Genomic DNA, 16,187 nt, shown 5'->3' with positions numbered 1-16,187 from the left:
TTTTCTGCTATTCTTGATAAAAAAAATTTATCCCCCCTCAACAAATTAATAAAAGAGAGGCTTAAATGCTCAATTTAAAACAGCTGGAAACGTTTGTCTGGATAGCGCATTTGGGGAGTTTTCGCCAAGCAGCAAAGCATTTATGTACAACACAGCCTGCCATCTCTACGCGTATTGCAAATCTCGAAGAAACACTTAATACGGCATTGTTTTATCGTGATACTGGTTCAATTTCATTAACAGCCAAAGGACGTGAATTATTACCTTTAGCCGAAAAGTTATTGAACAATGCCGATCAATTCCAAATTTTAGCAAACAGTGCTGAAGCAATATCTGGGATTTTACGGATTGGAGTTTCGGAAACGGTCGTACATACATGGTTACCGCACTACTTAGCGCTTATTCATCAGAATTTACCTCACTTAGAGGTAGAGCTTATCGTTGATGCCACCATAAATTTACGAAAAGAATTGCTAGCACGTAATATTGATATCGCGATTTTATTAGGAGTAGTTGATGAACCGAATGTGGTTAGTCAAGCCATCTGTAATTACGATTTACACTGGGTGGCAAGTCCGGCATTACAACAAACACAAAAAAATAAAGTGCTTAATTTTGCTCAATGGCCGTTGATTACCTACGCCCGAAACACGTCACCATACTATGAAATAGAACGTTATTTTCATACGCACAATAATCAAGCAACACGCTTTTACTCTGCGAGTTCTCTATCCGCTAGCATCAGACTCGCTGAGAGTGGCATTGGTATCGCTATCCTACCTAAAGAAGTCATACATACTTCTCTACAAAACAATACGTTAGAAATAATTGAAGCAGACTGGTCACCAAGTCCGCTTCAATTTTCTGTTGCTTATATTGATACACCAGTAAATCTGATGACAATGGAGTCAGTTAAACTAACTTTTGAGGCCGTAAAACAATATAAAAACGCTAACTAGTTTAACAAAGAAGGATATCCCCAACCGTTTTCATTTTTTATCACTTTTTCTTCAGTTAAATATTGATACAGTGTTGGAGCTAAAGAACCGTTCTCTTCAATGATGAGTGGTGCCATCTTATTCTTTATAGGCTTACCCCAAAACCCTAAGAACGCATCTTTCTCTAAATAATGCTCTCCAGCATGGCGGCCTGGCACCTTGGTGTTAAAGCCAACACCAAACTTAGGAAATAAATTGATCGTTCCTGCTCTGTCTTCTTCATACAAATAAGCTAATTGGTTTACCACATCAGGACGAGCGGTAAATGATGTTAATGTTCGCCATTCTTGCTCAGTACACCATGAATTCTCTTCATTAGCATCAGCTGAGATCATGCAACGTTGGTATAATTCATCATATTGCTTTTGTTCAGTCTCGTTTAACTGTGGTTTATAGATATTAAGTACATCGACCTCAAGTAATTGAGATGAACCAGCAACAGGTTGATAAAACAATCGGTTGCCCTTCTTAGAGATCAATTCATCAACTCTTATATCGCCTTTAAAGCCAATAACTCGTATCTGACATTCATCCAACGAACAAGGTGTTTCTCTCACAACCAGATAATCTAACGATTCTTTTAAACGTGAAGCAATTTCATTCACAATATTAATCGGTTGATCTTCAGGTGCATTAACGGGTATCCATGTTGTGAGTTCGCTATACGTAGGTTGTACTTTCCATCCTTGTTGAGAATTAAAAAAGTCCATCATAAAATTACCACCAGCAGTAGAAGCCACGACAACATCGACCTCTTTATTACTTTCATAATTTAGGGCGTTCGTAATTTTTGGACCTTCTCCTTCATCCGATGATATTTTCTTAATGACTAATGGGTAATCTAGCTCAGCCTGAAGCGTTTCAAATACTTGTTTCTCAGGGTTTAATGAATAATAAACTGGAGCCAAACCATGATCGCCCGCCATTCCCCACAACGTGCGATCATAAACATTAGCGGATTTATACACATCTGAAATTTGCGTTAACCAATAGTCCAAACGGTTAAGCTCCCCCGTAGGCATCAATATTTCATCACTAAAAGGACCTGTAAAATGAGCAAAGTGATCTGGCCATGGGTTATAAATAAGGGCGTAATCCGGCATTCCTTTTTGCTCTAATTTAGAGAGCATTTCTAGTTGTTGCTGAATCTTCCATTTCTGTGTGAGCTTACTGTAAATATCCAACACAAAAATATTTTGATAAATGCCAATCTCTTCAATTAGCTCTGCTCTCATTTCCGTTATGGTTTTTTCTGTTTTTGCTCTTTGGGTTAATTCACGTAAACAACGTTTTTCGCCAAAATCACGCAGGCTTTCTCCTGCCCCTAAATTAACTAAACCATCGTAAGTTGTATGTGCATTCCAATCATACTGAGCATTGCAGTTGAGCGTAACTAAGTAATCTAATCGATCAAACATAGTTTGAACTTTATTTGCATCCATTAATCGATCTAACTGCAACGCATCATTACCAAAAAAGTAATAGGCTCGGTCATCTTGTCTGTCAACAAAATGGAAATTAGGGATCCCAGTTCCTCCCTTGCCAGATACCTTTGCTCCTGTTTTGATTATTGGTAAATTACGAACGCTTATCGTAGGTGTTGATGAAATGCCAACATTAACAATGCTCTTTTCATACTCTTGATACAATTGACTAAAGAAAGGCAGATAGTTTGGGTCTTGATAACCCTTTTCTACAATGGTTTTTAAGAAAGTAAGTTGTTGTTCATGCTCTGGTTGAGAGGTTGGCTCCCCCTGAGGCTTATATTCATCGCGATTTAAGTAATCTTGATATATCTGATTTAAAAACGTTTTTTCTGTTGGTGTAACTAAGCCTTCAATAAGTCCTTGTTGCAGACCATCTACCGTAACTTGTACGGCCAATCGACGCTGTTGACGTGATGCTAAATAAGCAAGCAAGGTGTCAGGATTGTCTTTAAATGTTTCTTGTAACCATGAATTTAATGCAATTTGTCGTTGCTCTTGATACACAAATTGACGATAAGATTTCAGCACGTTAAGACGAACAAAATCAATCAACGTTATGGTCAGGGCTTCTGCTTTATTATTTACTTTGTTTTTATTCTCCGGTTTACCATCTGCAATAATAAGCTCTAATGCACTTCGCATCTCTCCCTTATCCATACCAAGCACAGATTTCTCTAAACCAGATAATATAATTGGCTTAATCTTATCGATAATGGCTTTGTCTTCCGGGTTATCTGAAAGATACGTATAGCGATCCGGTAAGGTATTAAGATCTTTCCACTCACCAATTTGAACCAATTCATCATAAACCACGACCATATTGGCGATAAATTTACGATCAACCTTCAAACCTTGATGATGTCCTTCTGATGGTTTCGATGCATCTTCTGCTTTTTGAAGCTCATTAAGTGTGAACAAAGAATGGCTAAAACGATGTAATTCTTCTTCACTGTATTTAGTTTTTAAATAAGCTTTAAACGCATCTTCATTATCCATGTTTCCGTATTTATCAACGAAAGTATAAAGAAAATGCCCAAGAGGAATGGCGTAATAAGGATTAGATAATTGTGCAATAACACGTTTTTTGACGCTACTATCAAGCGGTAGAGATAAAATGTAAGCATCTAGCGTAAGGCCTGCAATAGTAAAAATAGCAGCGTCACGAACGGTGGTTGTCGTATAAGTAATAGAATCATTGATTTGATGTTTTAAGATCTCGCTTGAATTAACAATACCGCCAACAACAGGCACTGCACTGATATTTGCGGAACATGGCAAGCTCAACATAGAAAATGATAACGCACTCATTCCTAATAACGACGACACCGTTCTTTTTTTCACTTTAATTTCCTTTATTCATCTCATTAATCTGTTTTATTAAGTTATAGTTCAAGTGGGATATCAATATTATTGAAAATAATAAAGATAATGAGATGAAGCTTAACGTATAACGATTCATGGAAGTCCTCTACAAAACTCATAACATTGAATTTTATAGAATACTCCCACCACATCTTAATGTTGTAACTTGAGTCGGAATTACGATTTACAATTCACTTTTATGCAATTGATTTACTTACCAATTACATTGGCTTTCATATTATAAACCGAACCCTATCTTAGGCTGACGACGAACAGATCGCACGCCCCATGGGGTTAAATCAGGTTTTGGCTGCCCTTCAAAATCACCAAGACAAATGTATCCCTTAGAAAGGTAACGATATAAGAAGTCACCTCCATCTAATGAACCTGTTTTATCATCACCAAATGGCAAATAAATTCGCTCAACACGAAGATCTGGTGCTTTTTTAAATGCAGGATATGCTGTTGAATTAACTTGGCGTGAATCTAAGCTATTGAGAAGTGCTTTATCTGACATTTTAGCTTTCATACGGCTAAAAATCATGATCATTCGTTTCTGTCTTTCTGAAGAGACGATTATCATTTCCATTATTGGATTTCCTTTTAAACGAGAAAGTATATAGTAAACCCCTTCTCACAACCATGTTTACTCTACATAACCGGTGTCAATTGCTGAATCAGGCAACGATATTCATAACAATCAATAATTTCACCATCGACGAAAGCAAACTCAGGCTTAAATCCAACTTGTTTAAATCCATTTTTTGCTAAGACTTTCTGAGATGCGGCATTATCTGTCGATGCTACTGCATTTATCGATGATAGTTCATATCTGTTTTTCCCTATCTCTAACAGCTCTTTTGTGGCTAATGTTGCTAAACCTTGCGAAGTAAACTCTTCACCAATTCGATATCCGATTGAACCGCTGTTTTTCACTCTATCGATATTGTATAAATTTGCTCTACCGAGTATTTGGCCATTTTCATCTTTAATCAACGTTGGGTAAAGTAGCCCTTTTTTATATTCAGCCAGACAAAAATTAACGTGTTCTTTTATGCCACTATCATCAAAAAAATCATCGTCTCTGGCTTCAATGAAAGATTCAAACCACTCTTTATTATTTAATTCAAACTCAAGTAATGCCGACGCATCACTTTGTTTTAGTAATTCTAATTTGACCATTATTAATCCCTCTTATGTTATTTCCTTTAGCAATGGCGTTAACTGAATTTGCGTTAATATTATGTTGCTATAAATTGATTATAGACAAAAAAAAGCCACGATATGTGATCGTGGCTGACTATTTAAATCAAAGCGAGAATTCGATTAAAGACCTTTCACATACTGATTATGTGTATTAATAGGCACCATTGAATATAACGTTTCTTGAACCGCAGTTTCACCTTTAACCAGAGCCTCAAAGTGCGTTGCTAACTCAACAATATCCGCTTGTTCTTTAGAACCGCCACCAATATTGGTTAGATCAATAAAGAATTCATCAAACAAATCAGATAAGTCATTAACGACATCCATGTTTAAGAATTGCTCATGGTTATAAATACTTGGATAGCCACCTTTTTGCTTGTCTACAGCAAAAGAAACCCCTTTCATGTTCGTAATGGTTGTCGCTTTTTCACACTTAATCATACAACCCGCTTCAATCGCACGCTTATTACAACCAACCGTTTGTTGGAAGAAACATTGACGACTTGTCATCAACAAAATTGGATGATAAATGCTGTAAAGTAACTTAAAGTTTTCAGGGCGACGAATGTGTTTCATTTGCCCTTGATTTATTTCATTAGAAATGAAAGCACCAGCACAATTAAACTCTTCTTTTAGTGTAATTAATGCATGTGAGTTGGTGGTATTCATGAATGGACCCGCGACCCACTCAATTCCCATTTCATACGCTTTATAAGCAATACCTGTATTATTAGTAACAATACGTGCAGGTTTTACTTCTTCAAGGAATTTCACCGCTTCATTATAATCTTTACCAATCAATACCGCAGGGAACCATGGGATCAATCTTGGGTTTTCTGAGAAGATGTTGATGTACGTTTTATCATTGCGTCTAAAGCTTTCTGGTAACTTAAAGTAAATATCTGCATCAGTGACATCACATACTTTTAAGTCGGCAATATCTGCGATAAGCATAGATAACTTAGGTTGTTGTTCAACTTTTGGTTTTTGAGCTAATTTTGGTAATTCAACATGTTTAATAACGGCTTTATTTCCATTTAAACGATACGCAATCTGATCTTTTAGATCTGAAAGCTCTTTAAATGGCAGGATTAAACCTTCATCAACTTGAGAAAAATCATAGCCAGAGAACTCATAATCGCTATTAGAAACCCCTTTAAAGCGTTTCTCTAGCTCTTTTGGTGTAATTGACTTCTCACCAGCAGCCATAAGTAACGATGTCGATTCTAATTCAAAGATCTCTTTTGAAGTTGCTACCACCACTTTTAATGGATTATCAAGCTGTGCTTTAAATGCAATGGATAATGGCAGTTTTGAAATATCCAAATCTTGAATTTTCTCACGTAACTCTTCACCAAGATTGTCTTTTGCTGCGTTCAATTCAGCTTTAACATCATGAATTTGAACCACATCAATGGCATTACTTTTCTCTACCGCATGAGTAACACTGTGATCTCTAGGATTATCGATGAACATGTCTTTGGTTAAGTTACCAGTCAAAAATGAATTGGTAAAATCACGGTTAAACACTTTGTGAAGGTTTGAATCATCTTCTAATAAATCACCAGACTCGATGAATTTATTGATGTTTTTGCGCCAATTATCAATAACTGTATAAACGTAATGAGAACCTTTAATACGCCCTTCTACTTTTAAAGAATCAACTTTAGCATCGACCAAATCAGGCAAATCAAAATACGCTGAGTTGTCTTTTAAGTTTAGAGGGTATTTGTTACCAACCGCGGTTTCTTCGTATTCATCACGGCATGCTTGGCTACAACGGCCACGGTTACCTGAGTTACCCGCACTTACTGATGTTGAATAACATTGACCAGAAAATGCAATACATAATGAACCATGAACAAACACTTCGGTTAGAACATCGTGCTCATGAGCAACAGCAGTCAGTGATTTCACTTCTTCAATATTTAGTTCACGAGATAAGTTAACACGAGAAGCTCCTAACTTAGCTAAGAACTTAATTTGTCCTTCATTATGCGTAGTTAATTGTGTTGAAGCGTGAACATCGAGTGTTGGGAAGTATTTTTTCACTAAATCAAACATCGCTAAATCTTGCACAATAATGCCATCAACTGATGTATTCACTAGTTGATTAAGTAATTTAGCAATGCTTTTAATTTCATGTTCAAGAAGAACGATATTCAAAGTAAGGAATACTTCACAGCCATGCTCATGAGCAAGGCGTAAAATACCTGTCAATTCATCAAATGAGAGATTGGATGCACGGTTACGGGCGTTAAATACATCTAAGCCACAATAAACGGCATTTGCCCCTGCTACGATGGCTGCCTTTATCGCTTCTACATCACCGCCGGGTGCCAATAATTCAAGTTTTCTGCTCATTCTGAAATTGCTCACTTCGTTTTGCTGTAATAATTTTTGAGGGAGTATTCTACTCGCCTCACACTTTTATTACCAGAAGTAAGGTTTTTTATTGATCCAGATCATGAGGTATAACTATGATTTTTATTAGCAATGACACATATTCAACTTCATTCAAAGTTTAAGGTAACGATGACTATTCCTATTCTCTACTCATTACGACAATGCCCATACGCAATGCGTGCACGCTTAGCCATTCTGTATGCAGGGCAAACTGTTGTGCTACGAGATGTAGACATGATGAATAAACCCAAAGAAATGCTATCCATTTCCCCTAAAGGCACGGTACCTGTACTTCATTTTGAAGATACAGTTATTGAAGAAAGTGTTGATGTGATGCTTTGGGCACTGACCCAATCCGACCCAAGGAACTTACTATACCATCATGATTTGCTTCAGCTTCCATTGATGTTGGAGCTTATTCAAAAAAGTGACTCTGAATTTGTGCAAATTTTACAAAAATACAGGGCCGCTTCTCGCTATCATGACGATAACGAAGTTGAGTATAGGAATAAGTGTGTCGAATGGTTATCAGACATTGAAGAGCGATTATCTAGACATACGTTTATCATGGGGGAAAGTGCCAGTATCGTTGATTATGCGCTTTTACCTTTTATTCGCCAATTATCACGAGTAGATAAGAAATGGTACAACAGTGCTCCTTTACCGCATTTGAGATCATGGCTCATTCATCATTATGATGACCCTATTTTCTCAAAAGCCATGACGATCTACCCTAAATGGAACCGTAATGCTGAACCTGTCATTTTCGGTTAAGATTCACCCATATAACCACTGAAACAAAGAGAGCGTTCCATCTCAACAAAATGTTCATCTTCTCTGACAACTTGATAGCCTAACGAAAGATAAAAGTTGATAACCGATTTATTGACTTTGAATGCTGACAAGCAAGATTTCGTGACAACGTCACTATAGTGCTTTTGATAACACTTCATCACTGCGGTGCCTACACCTTTATTTTGGTATTTTTCAAAAACAATCAATAAGTGAATATGAATCGTACTTCTAATGGCATCGGGCTTAGTGCAAATGATCCCTAAGCGCTCACCATTATACATTATCCAATCAAACCACTCTTTTTGGTATGACTGATTAAAGCGCTGTTGTTGATACAATTCATCCCACCCTAGCGCTTCCTCTATCGTTGGTTTCAAGTACTTTTTGTAAATAGAGAATAAGGACGGATATTCACAATCAGTTACGCGTTGAAATATGATTTTATCCATAACATTATCCTTATCTCATAAATCCATGACTCATACTTACAATAGACTCTTTGAGTTTAGACCATCGTGACGGTTTCACTTAACTACCGCTATAATTTCTTTAAAAATTTGATCTTACTAGTATCGCTTGAGCCTTCATCTTCATAGCCTGAAATGTGATATCCACTAGAGATAAGCAATTGCAACATTGCAGGATAACGATTCATTGATTTAACACTGATCGCTTCATAACTTTGCTTTTTAGCCCACTCTTCTTGGGTCACTCTTAACTGAGTTGCAATGCCTTGCTTTCTTGCACTCGGAACGACACCACCTAGCCAACTATAGAACTCAGAGTCAGAAAGTTGGTAGCCCATCTTATACGCTACTGGAATACCTTCAGAGACAGCAACTAAGATAAGGTGCTTTTTATCACTTAGACGTTGTGTCAGTTTCTCATGTGTATTTCGGTTATCAAATTCGGGGATTTGTTGATCAACAATAAGAACGTCAGCCACAGTGCCTTGATGTATTTCTATTTTCATTTTACTTTCCATCTAAAACCATTGCCTTGATTTTATGTGCTTTTTCAAAGTGATCTAATTTATGTGTTGATATCCACCATGTCGCCGCTTCCATTAACAGCTCAGGGTCATCATTTTTATTAGCAAAAAAAGCATAAAAAGAGACACCAACGTTAACTCCCTTTTGTTCTATTTTTTTATCACAAACCGCAATTATTTTATCTCTTAAACTTTGTCGCATTATCTAATCCTTGACTCTTCAAAGAAGGAACTCATTATTCAATCGGTAACTTGTGATTACTTCCCCAATCAGCCCATGAACCATCGTATAAAACGACATTTCTATAGCCAATTGAAACCGCTGCCAAAATTAAAATACAAGCCGTTATGCCTGAACCACAACTGAAAAATACCTTTGTTATATTTGATGGTACTTTTTCTTGAAAAATAGAGTTCAAAATCTCTTTATTTTTAAAGGTCGTATTATCTAACAATATAGCAAATGGGAGATTTTTAGAACTTGGAATATGACCGCTACGAACCCCTTCACGAGGCTCAGCTGCTTTACCTAAAAATCGCATCTCACCGCGTGCATCTAAAATGACGGCATCTGTATCGATAACGTGAAGGATCTCATCTGAATCACAAGCTAAATGCCTATTCGGCTTAGCGACCGCATTACCTAAAGAAGGTATTTGTTGGTAAGAAGTAACGACTTCCCTCTTTTCTTCTTGCCATTTTGGTAAGCCGCCATCTAATACATAAACGTGCTCAAACCCCATTACTTTAAATGTCCACCAAGCACGTGGAGATGAGTAGATCCCTTGGTTATCGTATATCACAACGATGGAATCTGAATTAATACCAAGCTCTTGAACGGCTTTTGTAAACTGCGATTCTGTTGGTAATGCATGAATTTGAGAAGACGCGTGATCGCAAAAATCCAACTCAACATCAAGCTTACGCGACTTCGGTAAACAACAAAACTCGTCATAAACAATCGGTTCTTTACCAACAATATTCGCCATATAAGCATCAACAATGACAAGGTTGGTATCATTAATATGTTCTGCTAGCCACTCGGTAGTAACTAATGGATTATCAGCTAATAATTGATTCATGATGACTCCCTATTCAATCTTTGTTAGCTATCATACGTAATATGCATTACATCAGGGTGAATAAATTCATAGCCTAACGCTTCTTTTATTTTATGATTACTGATGATTTTAAATGTTTGTTCATTAGATTCGATAAACGTAGGTGTTTCAATACCAATACGTTGCGTTGCTTGTGTATAAAACTCACGCTTACTTGGATGAGTATCAGCACACGCATTAAAGATCTCATTCCATTTTTCTTGCTTAATAATTTGAGTGATCAACCCAATACAGTCATCCTGATGGATCATATTTACAGGTGCATCAGGATTGCTCACAGAGCGCCCACTTTTGGCAAAAAAGCGTCCTGGATTCCGTGAATACCCTACAAGTCCGCTAAATCGAATTACGCTTGTTGTGTACTTAGTCGACTGCATAAATAAACGTTCAATCTGTGATAATGCAGAAGAAGGTATGGTTGCATCTTCTTCAGTAACCACTCGATTCGCATCTTCATAAACTGATGTTGAGCTTACAAATAGCACATGTTTTATCGACGAGACTTCAATGATAGGAATTAAAGAGGTAAACCCTTCGATATTTTTTGATGGTATCGCAATGATTAAAACATCGGAGGTTAAAAATTGACTCCATGATTGTTCAACGGCATCGATATCCAATAAATACGGCTTAATGTGATTTTTTTCTAGGTCACTTATTTTGCTGGAACTTCTTATAGAGCCTTTTACCATAAAACCAGAATCAATTAAGTGTTTTGCTAAAGGCAACCCTAACCAGCCACATCCGAGTACGCTTATTGATGTCATAATAGTCCTTATTCTTTATTAACTTATATCTAAAGCAAGTATCAAACGATCTTCACCAAGACCAAAATAATCCTGCTCTTCCTTCAATAAATAGAATCCATAGGATTGGTATAATGCGTATGCTTTTTTATTTTTTGGGCATACGGTCAACAATAGTCTGTCATACTCTTCTGCGGTTGCAATTGCCGTTTCAAGCAATTTTTTCCCAAGGCCACAACCTTGTGCTGCTTTTGATACCGCGACCGCTAATATCCAAGCATCACCTTTAACTACACTTGATGGTACTTGCAATACATAACCAAGCGTTTCATTCTCTTTTCTAGCGACTAATAAGCCATTAGCCCAGCAATCAAATGCTTGTCGAATAAAGAAAGATGGATAACCATGCTCACCGAAGGCTTCAGTTTCAATATCAAAAATTCGAGCCAAATCGGTTTTTTCTGCTGTGCGAATACTTACCATCAATACATTTCCCTTTCTACTTCATGAATCACATTGCGTATGTGCTTTTGTTTATATTTCATACTATTTGAAACAACTCGCATTGTTAAAACAGATATAACAGATGAGATAACTAAATCTACTAAAAACTCCTATAGTTATTCCAACTTAATTTCGTTTTTAAATTATCACAAGGAACGTTAATCATGTTTAAACTCGCTCTTTTACCTTCATTGCTAGCATGCAGTTTTGCAGCGAATAGTTTTACAATGAACCCTCAACCTGACCCTGATAATCCAACAGGTTATGTTGTCTCTAAAGCTGAAATTAAAGCAGCTGAAGATGCGAAAACATTAGACCCTATGTACGATGTTTGGGCTAAAGCATTAGAAACTCGTCCTAATAGCGTTGTTGAAGCCATTGATGCGGGCGTTCCTACTAACCCAGATAACGTGAAACGTGTTGAACGAGTTTTTCCGCAATCTGAATGGTTCTTCCTAACCCAAATGGCGGCTCCAGAATATACTTATACTCGCTTCTTACGTGCTATTGGTAAATTCCCCGCGTTCTGTGGTGACTATACCGATGGACGTGATGCTGACGCTATCTGTAAAAAATCCATTGTAACGGCATTTGCGCATTTCTCACAAGAAACCGGTGGCCACATTGCTGTAGATAACGTATCAGACAATCCACTAGGACTTGAAGAATGGCAGCAAGCGCTTGTTCACGTTCGTGAAATGGGATGGTCAGAAGGTCAAGAAGGTTATACAACAGGTTGTGGTCAAAATGATTGGCAAAACAAGCGTTGGCCATGTGCAGCAGGCCAAGGTTACTTTGGCCGCGGTGCTAAACAGCTTTCTTACCACTTTAACTACGGTGCTTTCTCTGAAGTCATGTATGACGGCGATGCGACTGTATTATTAAACAATCCAGGTTTAGTTGCTGATTCTTGGCTAAACTTAGCGTCTGCTATTTGGTTCTTCTTAACACCGCAAGCACCAAAACCAGCAATGCTTCACGTTATTGATCGCACATGGACACCATCACAACGTGAAACAGATGCAGGAATTGGTTACGGATTTGGTACGACTATTAACGTAATTAATGGTGGTATCGAGTGTGGTGAGCAGAATAAGGATAAAGGACAACCCGTTAACCGTATTCGTTACTGGGAAGGACTGTCTTCACATTACGAAATCCCAGTAGAAGCTGATGAGAAGAATACTTGTTGGCAACAAACGCCTTACGGTAGCTTGAACCTAAATGGTGCAACGGATGTACTTTACACTAACTGGGATGGTAACTGGAAATATTACCCAGATCGTCCAGAAGGTGCGTCTTTTGAGTGTGAATTAGTTGGCTTCCAAACCGCCTATTCTGCGCTTGTTCCTGGTGATTACGAAAAATGTGTCACTAACTTCTATGGTTCTCATGCAAATTGGCCTGAAACTCGAGTTGTAGAAACACTACCAACAGACCCATCTGAACCAACGGATCCGACAGACCCGACAAATACATGGGATGCAAACAAAGTTTATAATACAGGTGATCAAGTTGTCGTTAACGGCGTGACTTATCAAGCTAAATGGTGGAATCAAGGTGATAACCCAGCAACAAGTACAACTGGTGTTTGGGAAGTAATCAGCGGTACACCAACAGAACCAACACCTCCTGTAGCCGTTGAGCCAACTCCTGTTGAACCAACGCCACCAGCACCAATTGAACCTACTCCGCCAACAGAGCCATCATCAACATGGGATGCAGCAGCAACATACAACACTGGTGACCAAGTTACGGTTAATGGTGTTACGTATCAAGCTCAGTGGTGGACTCAAGGCAATAATCCAGAAACATCTGGTGAATGGGGAGTTTGGAAAAGAGTTTAATCATATCAAATAAAAAATGGGCCGTTTCATCGGCCCATTCTTATTTAAAATAACTCTATATATAAAGTTTCATTCGACTTAAAGTTTAACGTTATATTTCCAATATGTTGGTCCGGTACTGAAAGAAGATTACGACCATTTATATCCGCTAATATTGAGCACTGATCATAGTTTTCTTTTAACCCTTCAATAGTTTCATTGTAATGGTTCAGCAAATCAAAACTTGCGAATGCAAAACCTTCAGAAACAATATAATTTGGTTGTTTAGATTCTTTACTAAGGGCTACATCTCCATTGCTATAACAACGTAAAGAATGTATATCTATATCATAACGATGATCGGATGCAGCACTCCATTGGATACGAACACTATTAGTTAATTCATAAGAGTTTATTGAAATATCACTAATTGGTTCAGGAAGACGATCAAGAGTTGTATATCCAACAAGTTCATCATTTCTATACCAATTGAATTCATACATTGATCCCATTGCATCGATTGTTGGAAACTCAATACCTGACAAATTCTCTCTACTATGTACAACTCCATCTTGAACTATTTCAACACGATCAATATCTGAAACATACATTTCATATGGAAATATAGGAGGTTTATAATCACTATAAAAATCACCTCTAAAATACATGCTGTTATCATTTCTTAGGTGCATTGTATATCTCAATTCAAGCTGAGAAACAGGATATGTGCATGTCATTTCTTGTGCATTACTGCAATATCCATAAGGAGGATCTGTCTCATCACTTCCACCACAGGCAGCAAGTAGCCCAAAACATGGGATCATTAATAAACTCTTTTTCATAATAATCTGTCCTTGATAAATACCCAGAACAATTTTACAAACAAGAATCATACAGTTCATTTACATAAATTATACCGAATGATAGGCGTCGCAATTTTGTATTTTAATGAAAACAATCTGCGAGCTACTTCATTATTATTAATTGAACAGCAAAATACATAATTGACTTCATTCAAAACATCATACCTAAAAACAAAATAAAGCCCTTTAACTCTATAGAATTAAAGGGCTTCATTTTTTATGCTGTAACTAATTTTAGTTGCTTATCTTGGTTTTCTACATACCAGAAAGCCAATAATGATACCGCCCAAAACTGGAATAAGTATTGAACATCAGAAGCTCCTGCTAATGTTTGTGTAACAGCCATTGATGCCGTTACAAACAAAGAAGATAACAAGCCTGCTTTCAATAACGTTTTAGGCTTATTCGGTAAGATTTCTAATTTCAAAAACGAGGTAATTAATAACACAACAGGTAAAATTTGAAGCACTATTAATACAGGAAATAAATAGTCATACATAGGTACAAATATCGCGTCTGTTAATGGTTTTTTCGACCACGTACCTGCTATATATTCTTTCCATCCATCCCAACTATCACCTTGTCGAGTTCCAAATAAAATCCCATAAAACTTATCGACAACTCCGTTTGAGAACCAAAACGGTGCAAACAACATATAAAATGGAAGATATTTAATAATTTCAATCGCTTTTTCTAATTTTTTCATTGTCATTTCCTAAGTATAAAATAAAAATATTTAATTAAATTTATACTAATTCCATTCACGCACCCGTTACCCTAAACACAACGATTAAGTGGTGTAATTCGCAACAGTTAACGAGCAATCCCTGAAATTAGTATTACTTAGGTTTTTATTCTAGAAAAACACAGAATCTAAGATGCCGACGCCGAACCTTCTGAACTTGTCGTTCTATGGGTTCAATAAAGATTGGAGGTGAATGGAGTAAAGGGATAACAACAAGAGCAATCGCTATGAATAACCAAGCACCTAAAAGTAAATCGTGCATGCTATTTTCAAAGGATAATAAGTGCTCAACCAATTCGCATTTAGGCGCTATCTGCTGCGAATCACTTCCTGTCACCGCCTCTAATTGGTGTACTTTTGTTTGCGCCTCAATCAAGTGTTCTTTACAGCTCGAAGTTACACCAATCAATTGACTAAAACAGATAAACACACTTAAAAGAACTAAGCATAATAATAGCTTAGCTCTAAATTGTTTATTTCTATTTGAAATAAGTGTGCTCATAAATATCTTAGTAATAAGTTGAATATCAATTACACCAACCCTAACAAAGAATCTCTTTGATATAAATCAGTTTTTTACTTATCAATAACCCATTCCTTGATTAATATTGATCAGGTACTTTATCTAATATTCGTGTTTGAGCTAACTTAAGATAAGAGTGCAATTCATTATTCTTGTACTCTATTGCGGAATGAATATTTATAGATGAATTTGCCACAACCACGAAGTCATATTGATTTTCGTTCTTAAAAATTGATATATAGAGCAAACCATCAATGAGTTCCCAATGCCCTACCGTTTTTAATCGATCAAACAAAGTAAACTCAATTAAACTCCCATTTTGACTAAATATAAGCTCCGTAATATAGCCAGCCGTACACGTTTTTATCCAATGAGATTCAAAGATTTCGTCAAATGAAAAATCTCTTTTTTGCTGACCCCATGTAACGAATTCTTTTTCTTGAATATCACAATGAGAAAGTTCATTACGTTCAACAATTGGAACTCCTTTTACTTCACGTAAAAATAACTGCTGCAATACGGCTTCTTTATTTGACATACATTCACTCCTGAAATAGTCGTTTATCCATAATAAAAAAGGCTTACCACAGTTTCTGCGATAAGCCTCTCATTCA

General features: G+C 36.9%; 17 protein-coding genes. 3 read left to right on the top strand and 14 right to left on the bottom strand.

Annotated features, from left to right (window positions below; translation table 11 throughout):
- Window positions 1–65: 65 nt before the first annotated feature.
- Entirely contained in the window at window positions 66–959 is an 894-nt protein-coding gene (locus HC728_RS10370) for a LysR family transcriptional regulator (RefSeq protein ID WP_190395440.1), read from the top strand.
- On the opposite strand, the gene HC728_RS10365 is transcribed toward HC728_RS10370, so the two are convergent.
- From HC728_RS10365 to HC728_RS10350, 4 genes are all read right to left on the bottom strand, one after another.
- Window positions 956–3,793, bottom strand: a complete 2,838-nt coding sequence (locus HC728_RS10365; RefSeq protein WP_190395477.1) for an alkaline phosphatase family protein — start codon at window positions 3,791–3,793, stop codon at window positions 956–958. The genes HC728_RS10370 and HC728_RS10365 overlap by 4 nt on opposite strands.
- Before the next feature lie 292 nt (window positions 3,794–4,085).
- Window positions 4,086–4,436, bottom strand: coding sequence for a hypothetical protein (locus HC728_RS10360; protein ID WP_005419372.1), 351 nt, complete (start codon window positions 4,434–4,436; stop codon window positions 4,086–4,088).
- Between the two features lie 62 nt (window positions 4,437–4,498).
- A complete protein-coding gene (locus tag HC728_RS10355; protein ID WP_190395439.1) occupies window positions 4,499–5,029 on the bottom strand; it encodes a GNAT family N-acetyltransferase in 531 nt (176 codons plus the stop codon).
- 144 nt (window positions 5,030–5,173) lie between these two features.
- Window positions 5,174–7,417, bottom strand: a complete 2,244-nt coding sequence (locus HC728_RS10350) for a peptidase U32 family protein (protein ID WP_065639404.1) — start codon at window positions 7,415–7,417, stop codon at window positions 5,174–5,176.
- A 171-nt stretch (window positions 7,418–7,588) separates the two neighbouring features.
- Between HC728_RS10350 and HC728_RS10345 the strand changes: the two genes are divergently transcribed.
- Window positions 7,589–8,233, top strand: a complete 645-nt coding sequence (locus HC728_RS10345) for a glutathione S-transferase (protein ID WP_190395438.1) — start codon at window positions 7,589–7,591, stop codon at window positions 8,231–8,233.
- On the opposite strand, the gene HC728_RS10340 is transcribed toward HC728_RS10345, so the two are convergent.
- The 6 genes from HC728_RS10340 to HC728_RS10315 all read right to left on the bottom strand — a co-directional run bounded on the left by HC728_RS10340 (window position 8,230) and on the right by HC728_RS10315 (window position 11,595).
- Window positions 8,230–8,703 (bottom strand): N-acetyltransferase, encoded by a 474-nt coding sequence (locus tag HC728_RS10340; RefSeq protein WP_005419379.1) that lies wholly within the window; start codon window positions 8,701–8,703, stop codon window positions 8,230–8,232. The two genes, HC728_RS10345 and HC728_RS10340, sit on opposite strands and share 4 nt — an antisense overlap.
- Before the next feature lie 89 nt (window positions 8,704–8,792).
- The gene (locus HC728_RS10335; protein WP_026029318.1) at window positions 8,793–9,227 is read right to left on the bottom strand and encodes a GNAT family N-acetyltransferase; all 435 of its coding nucleotides are present in this window, start codon (window positions 9,225–9,227) and stop codon (window positions 8,793–8,795) included.
- A gap of 1 nt (window position 9,228) precedes the next feature.
- Complete coding sequence (locus HC728_RS10330) at window positions 9,229–9,447, bottom strand: DUF6500 family protein (RefSeq protein ID WP_017019222.1); 219 nt, start codon at window positions 9,445–9,447, stop codon at window positions 9,229–9,231.
- Window positions 9,448–9,481: 34 nt separating this feature from the next.
- Entirely contained in the window at window positions 9,482–10,327 is an 846-nt protein-coding gene (locus tag HC728_RS10325) for a sulfurtransferase (protein ID WP_190395437.1), read from the bottom strand.
- Window positions 10,328–10,350: 23 nt separating this feature from the next.
- Window positions 10,351–11,133, bottom strand: coding sequence for an SDR family oxidoreductase (locus HC728_RS10320; RefSeq protein WP_017019224.1), 783 nt, complete (start codon window positions 11,131–11,133; stop codon window positions 10,351–10,353).
- An 18-nt stretch (window positions 11,134–11,151) separates the two neighbouring features.
- On the bottom strand, window positions 11,152–11,595 hold the full coding sequence (locus HC728_RS10315; protein ID WP_017019225.1) for a GNAT family N-acetyltransferase: 444 nt from the start codon (window positions 11,593–11,595) through the stop codon (window positions 11,152–11,154).
- A 185-nt stretch (window positions 11,596–11,780) separates the two neighbouring features.
- On the opposite strand from HC728_RS10315, the gene HC728_RS10310 reads away from it, so the two are divergent.
- Window positions 11,781–13,463 (top strand): chitinase, encoded by a 1,683-nt coding sequence (locus HC728_RS10310; protein ID WP_190395436.1) that lies wholly within the window; start codon window positions 11,781–11,783, stop codon window positions 13,461–13,463.
- A 44-nt stretch (window positions 13,464–13,507) separates the two neighbouring features.
- Here HC728_RS10310 and HC728_RS10305 read toward each other — a convergent pair whose 3' ends face one another.
- From HC728_RS10305 to HC728_RS10290, 4 genes are all read right to left on the bottom strand, one after another.
- On the bottom strand, window positions 13,508–14,284 hold the full coding sequence (locus HC728_RS10305) for a hypothetical protein (RefSeq protein WP_238933805.1): 777 nt from the start codon (window positions 14,282–14,284) through the stop codon (window positions 13,508–13,510).
- Window positions 14,285–14,522: 238 nt separating this feature from the next.
- Window positions 14,523–15,011: a hypothetical protein gene (locus HC728_RS10300; RefSeq protein ID WP_190395434.1), complete on the bottom strand. Its 489-nt coding sequence runs from the start codon at window positions 15,009–15,011 to the stop codon at window positions 14,523–14,525.
- 145 nt (window positions 15,012–15,156) lie between these two features.
- Window positions 15,157–15,552: a hypothetical protein gene (locus tag HC728_RS10295; RefSeq protein ID WP_017019229.1), complete on the bottom strand. Its 396-nt coding sequence runs from the start codon at window positions 15,550–15,552 to the stop codon at window positions 15,157–15,159.
- 100 nt (window positions 15,553–15,652) lie between these two features.
- Entirely contained in the window at window positions 15,653–16,111 is a 459-nt protein-coding gene (locus HC728_RS10290) for a hypothetical protein (protein WP_190395433.1), read from the bottom strand.
- Window positions 16,112–16,187: the final 76 nt, after the last annotated feature.

Origin of the sequence: Aliivibrio sp. S10_S31 (assembly GCF_014694495.1) — a bacterium.
GTDB lineage: Bacteria > Pseudomonadota > Gammaproteobacteria > Enterobacterales > Vibrionaceae > Aliivibrio > Aliivibrio fischeri.
Note: the sequence above shows the minus strand (reverse complement) of the source record. Positions and strands in the feature narration are given on the sequence as shown.

Excerpts from the sequence above, each read along its gene's own strand:
- HC728_RS10330 (WP_017019222.1), bottom strand. The coding sequence starts at position 9,447 with ATGCGACAAAGTTTAAGAGATAAAATAATTGCGGTTTGTGATAAAAAA.
- HC728_RS10315 (WP_017019225.1), bottom strand. The coding sequence starts at position 11,595 with ATGGTAAGTATTCGCACAGCAGAAAAAACCGATTTGGCTCGAATTTTT.
- HC728_RS10350 (WP_065639404.1), bottom strand. The coding sequence starts at position 7,417 with ATGAGCAGAAAACTTGAATTATTGGCACCCGGCGGTGATGTAGAAGCG.
- HC728_RS10355 (WP_190395439.1), bottom strand. The coding sequence starts at position 5,029 with ATGGTCAAATTAGAATTACTAAAACAAAGTGATGCGTCGGCATTACTT.
- HC728_RS10360 (WP_005419372.1), bottom strand. The coding sequence starts at position 4,436 with ATGGAAATGATAATCGTCTCTTCAGAAAGACAGAAACGAATGATCATG.
- HC728_RS10370 (WP_190395440.1), top strand. The coding sequence starts at position 66 with ATGCTCAATTTAAAACAGCTGGAAACGTTTGTCTGGATAGCGCATTTG.
- HC728_RS10345 (WP_190395438.1), top strand. The coding sequence starts at position 7,589 with ATGACTATTCCTATTCTCTACTCATTACGACAATGCCCATACGCAATG.
- HC728_RS10340 (WP_005419379.1), bottom strand. The coding sequence starts at position 8,703 with ATGGATAAAATCATATTTCAACGCGTAACTGATTGTGAATATCCGTCC.
- HC728_RS10365 (WP_190395477.1), bottom strand. The coding sequence starts at position 3,793 with ATGAGTGCGTTATCATTTTCTATGTTGAGCTTGCCATGTTCCGCAAAT.
- HC728_RS10325 (WP_190395437.1), bottom strand. The coding sequence starts at position 10,327 with ATGAATCAATTATTAGCTGATAATCCATTAGTTACTACCGAGTGGCTA.
- HC728_RS10310 (WP_190395436.1), top strand. The coding sequence starts at position 11,781 with ATGTTTAAACTCGCTCTTTTACCTTCATTGCTAGCATGCAGTTTTGCA.
- HC728_RS10295 (WP_017019229.1), bottom strand. The coding sequence starts at position 15,552 with ATGAGCACACTTATTTCAAATAGAAATAAACAATTTAGAGCTAAGCTA.
- HC728_RS10335 (WP_026029318.1), bottom strand. The coding sequence starts at position 9,227 with ATGAAAATAGAAATACATCAAGGCACTGTGGCTGACGTTCTTATTGTT.
- HC728_RS10290 (WP_190395433.1), bottom strand. The coding sequence starts at position 16,111 with ATGTCAAATAAAGAAGCCGTATTGCAGCAGTTATTTTTACGTGAAGTA.
- HC728_RS10300 (WP_190395434.1), bottom strand. The coding sequence starts at position 15,011 with ATGAAAAAATTAGAAAAAGCGATTGAAATTATTAAATATCTTCCATTT.
- HC728_RS10320 (WP_017019224.1), bottom strand. The coding sequence starts at position 11,133 with ATGACATCAATAAGCGTACTCGGATGTGGCTGGTTAGGGTTGCCTTTA.
- HC728_RS10305 (WP_238933805.1), bottom strand. The coding sequence starts at position 14,284 with ATGAAAAAGAGTTTATTAATGATCCCATGTTTTGGGCTACTTGCTGCC.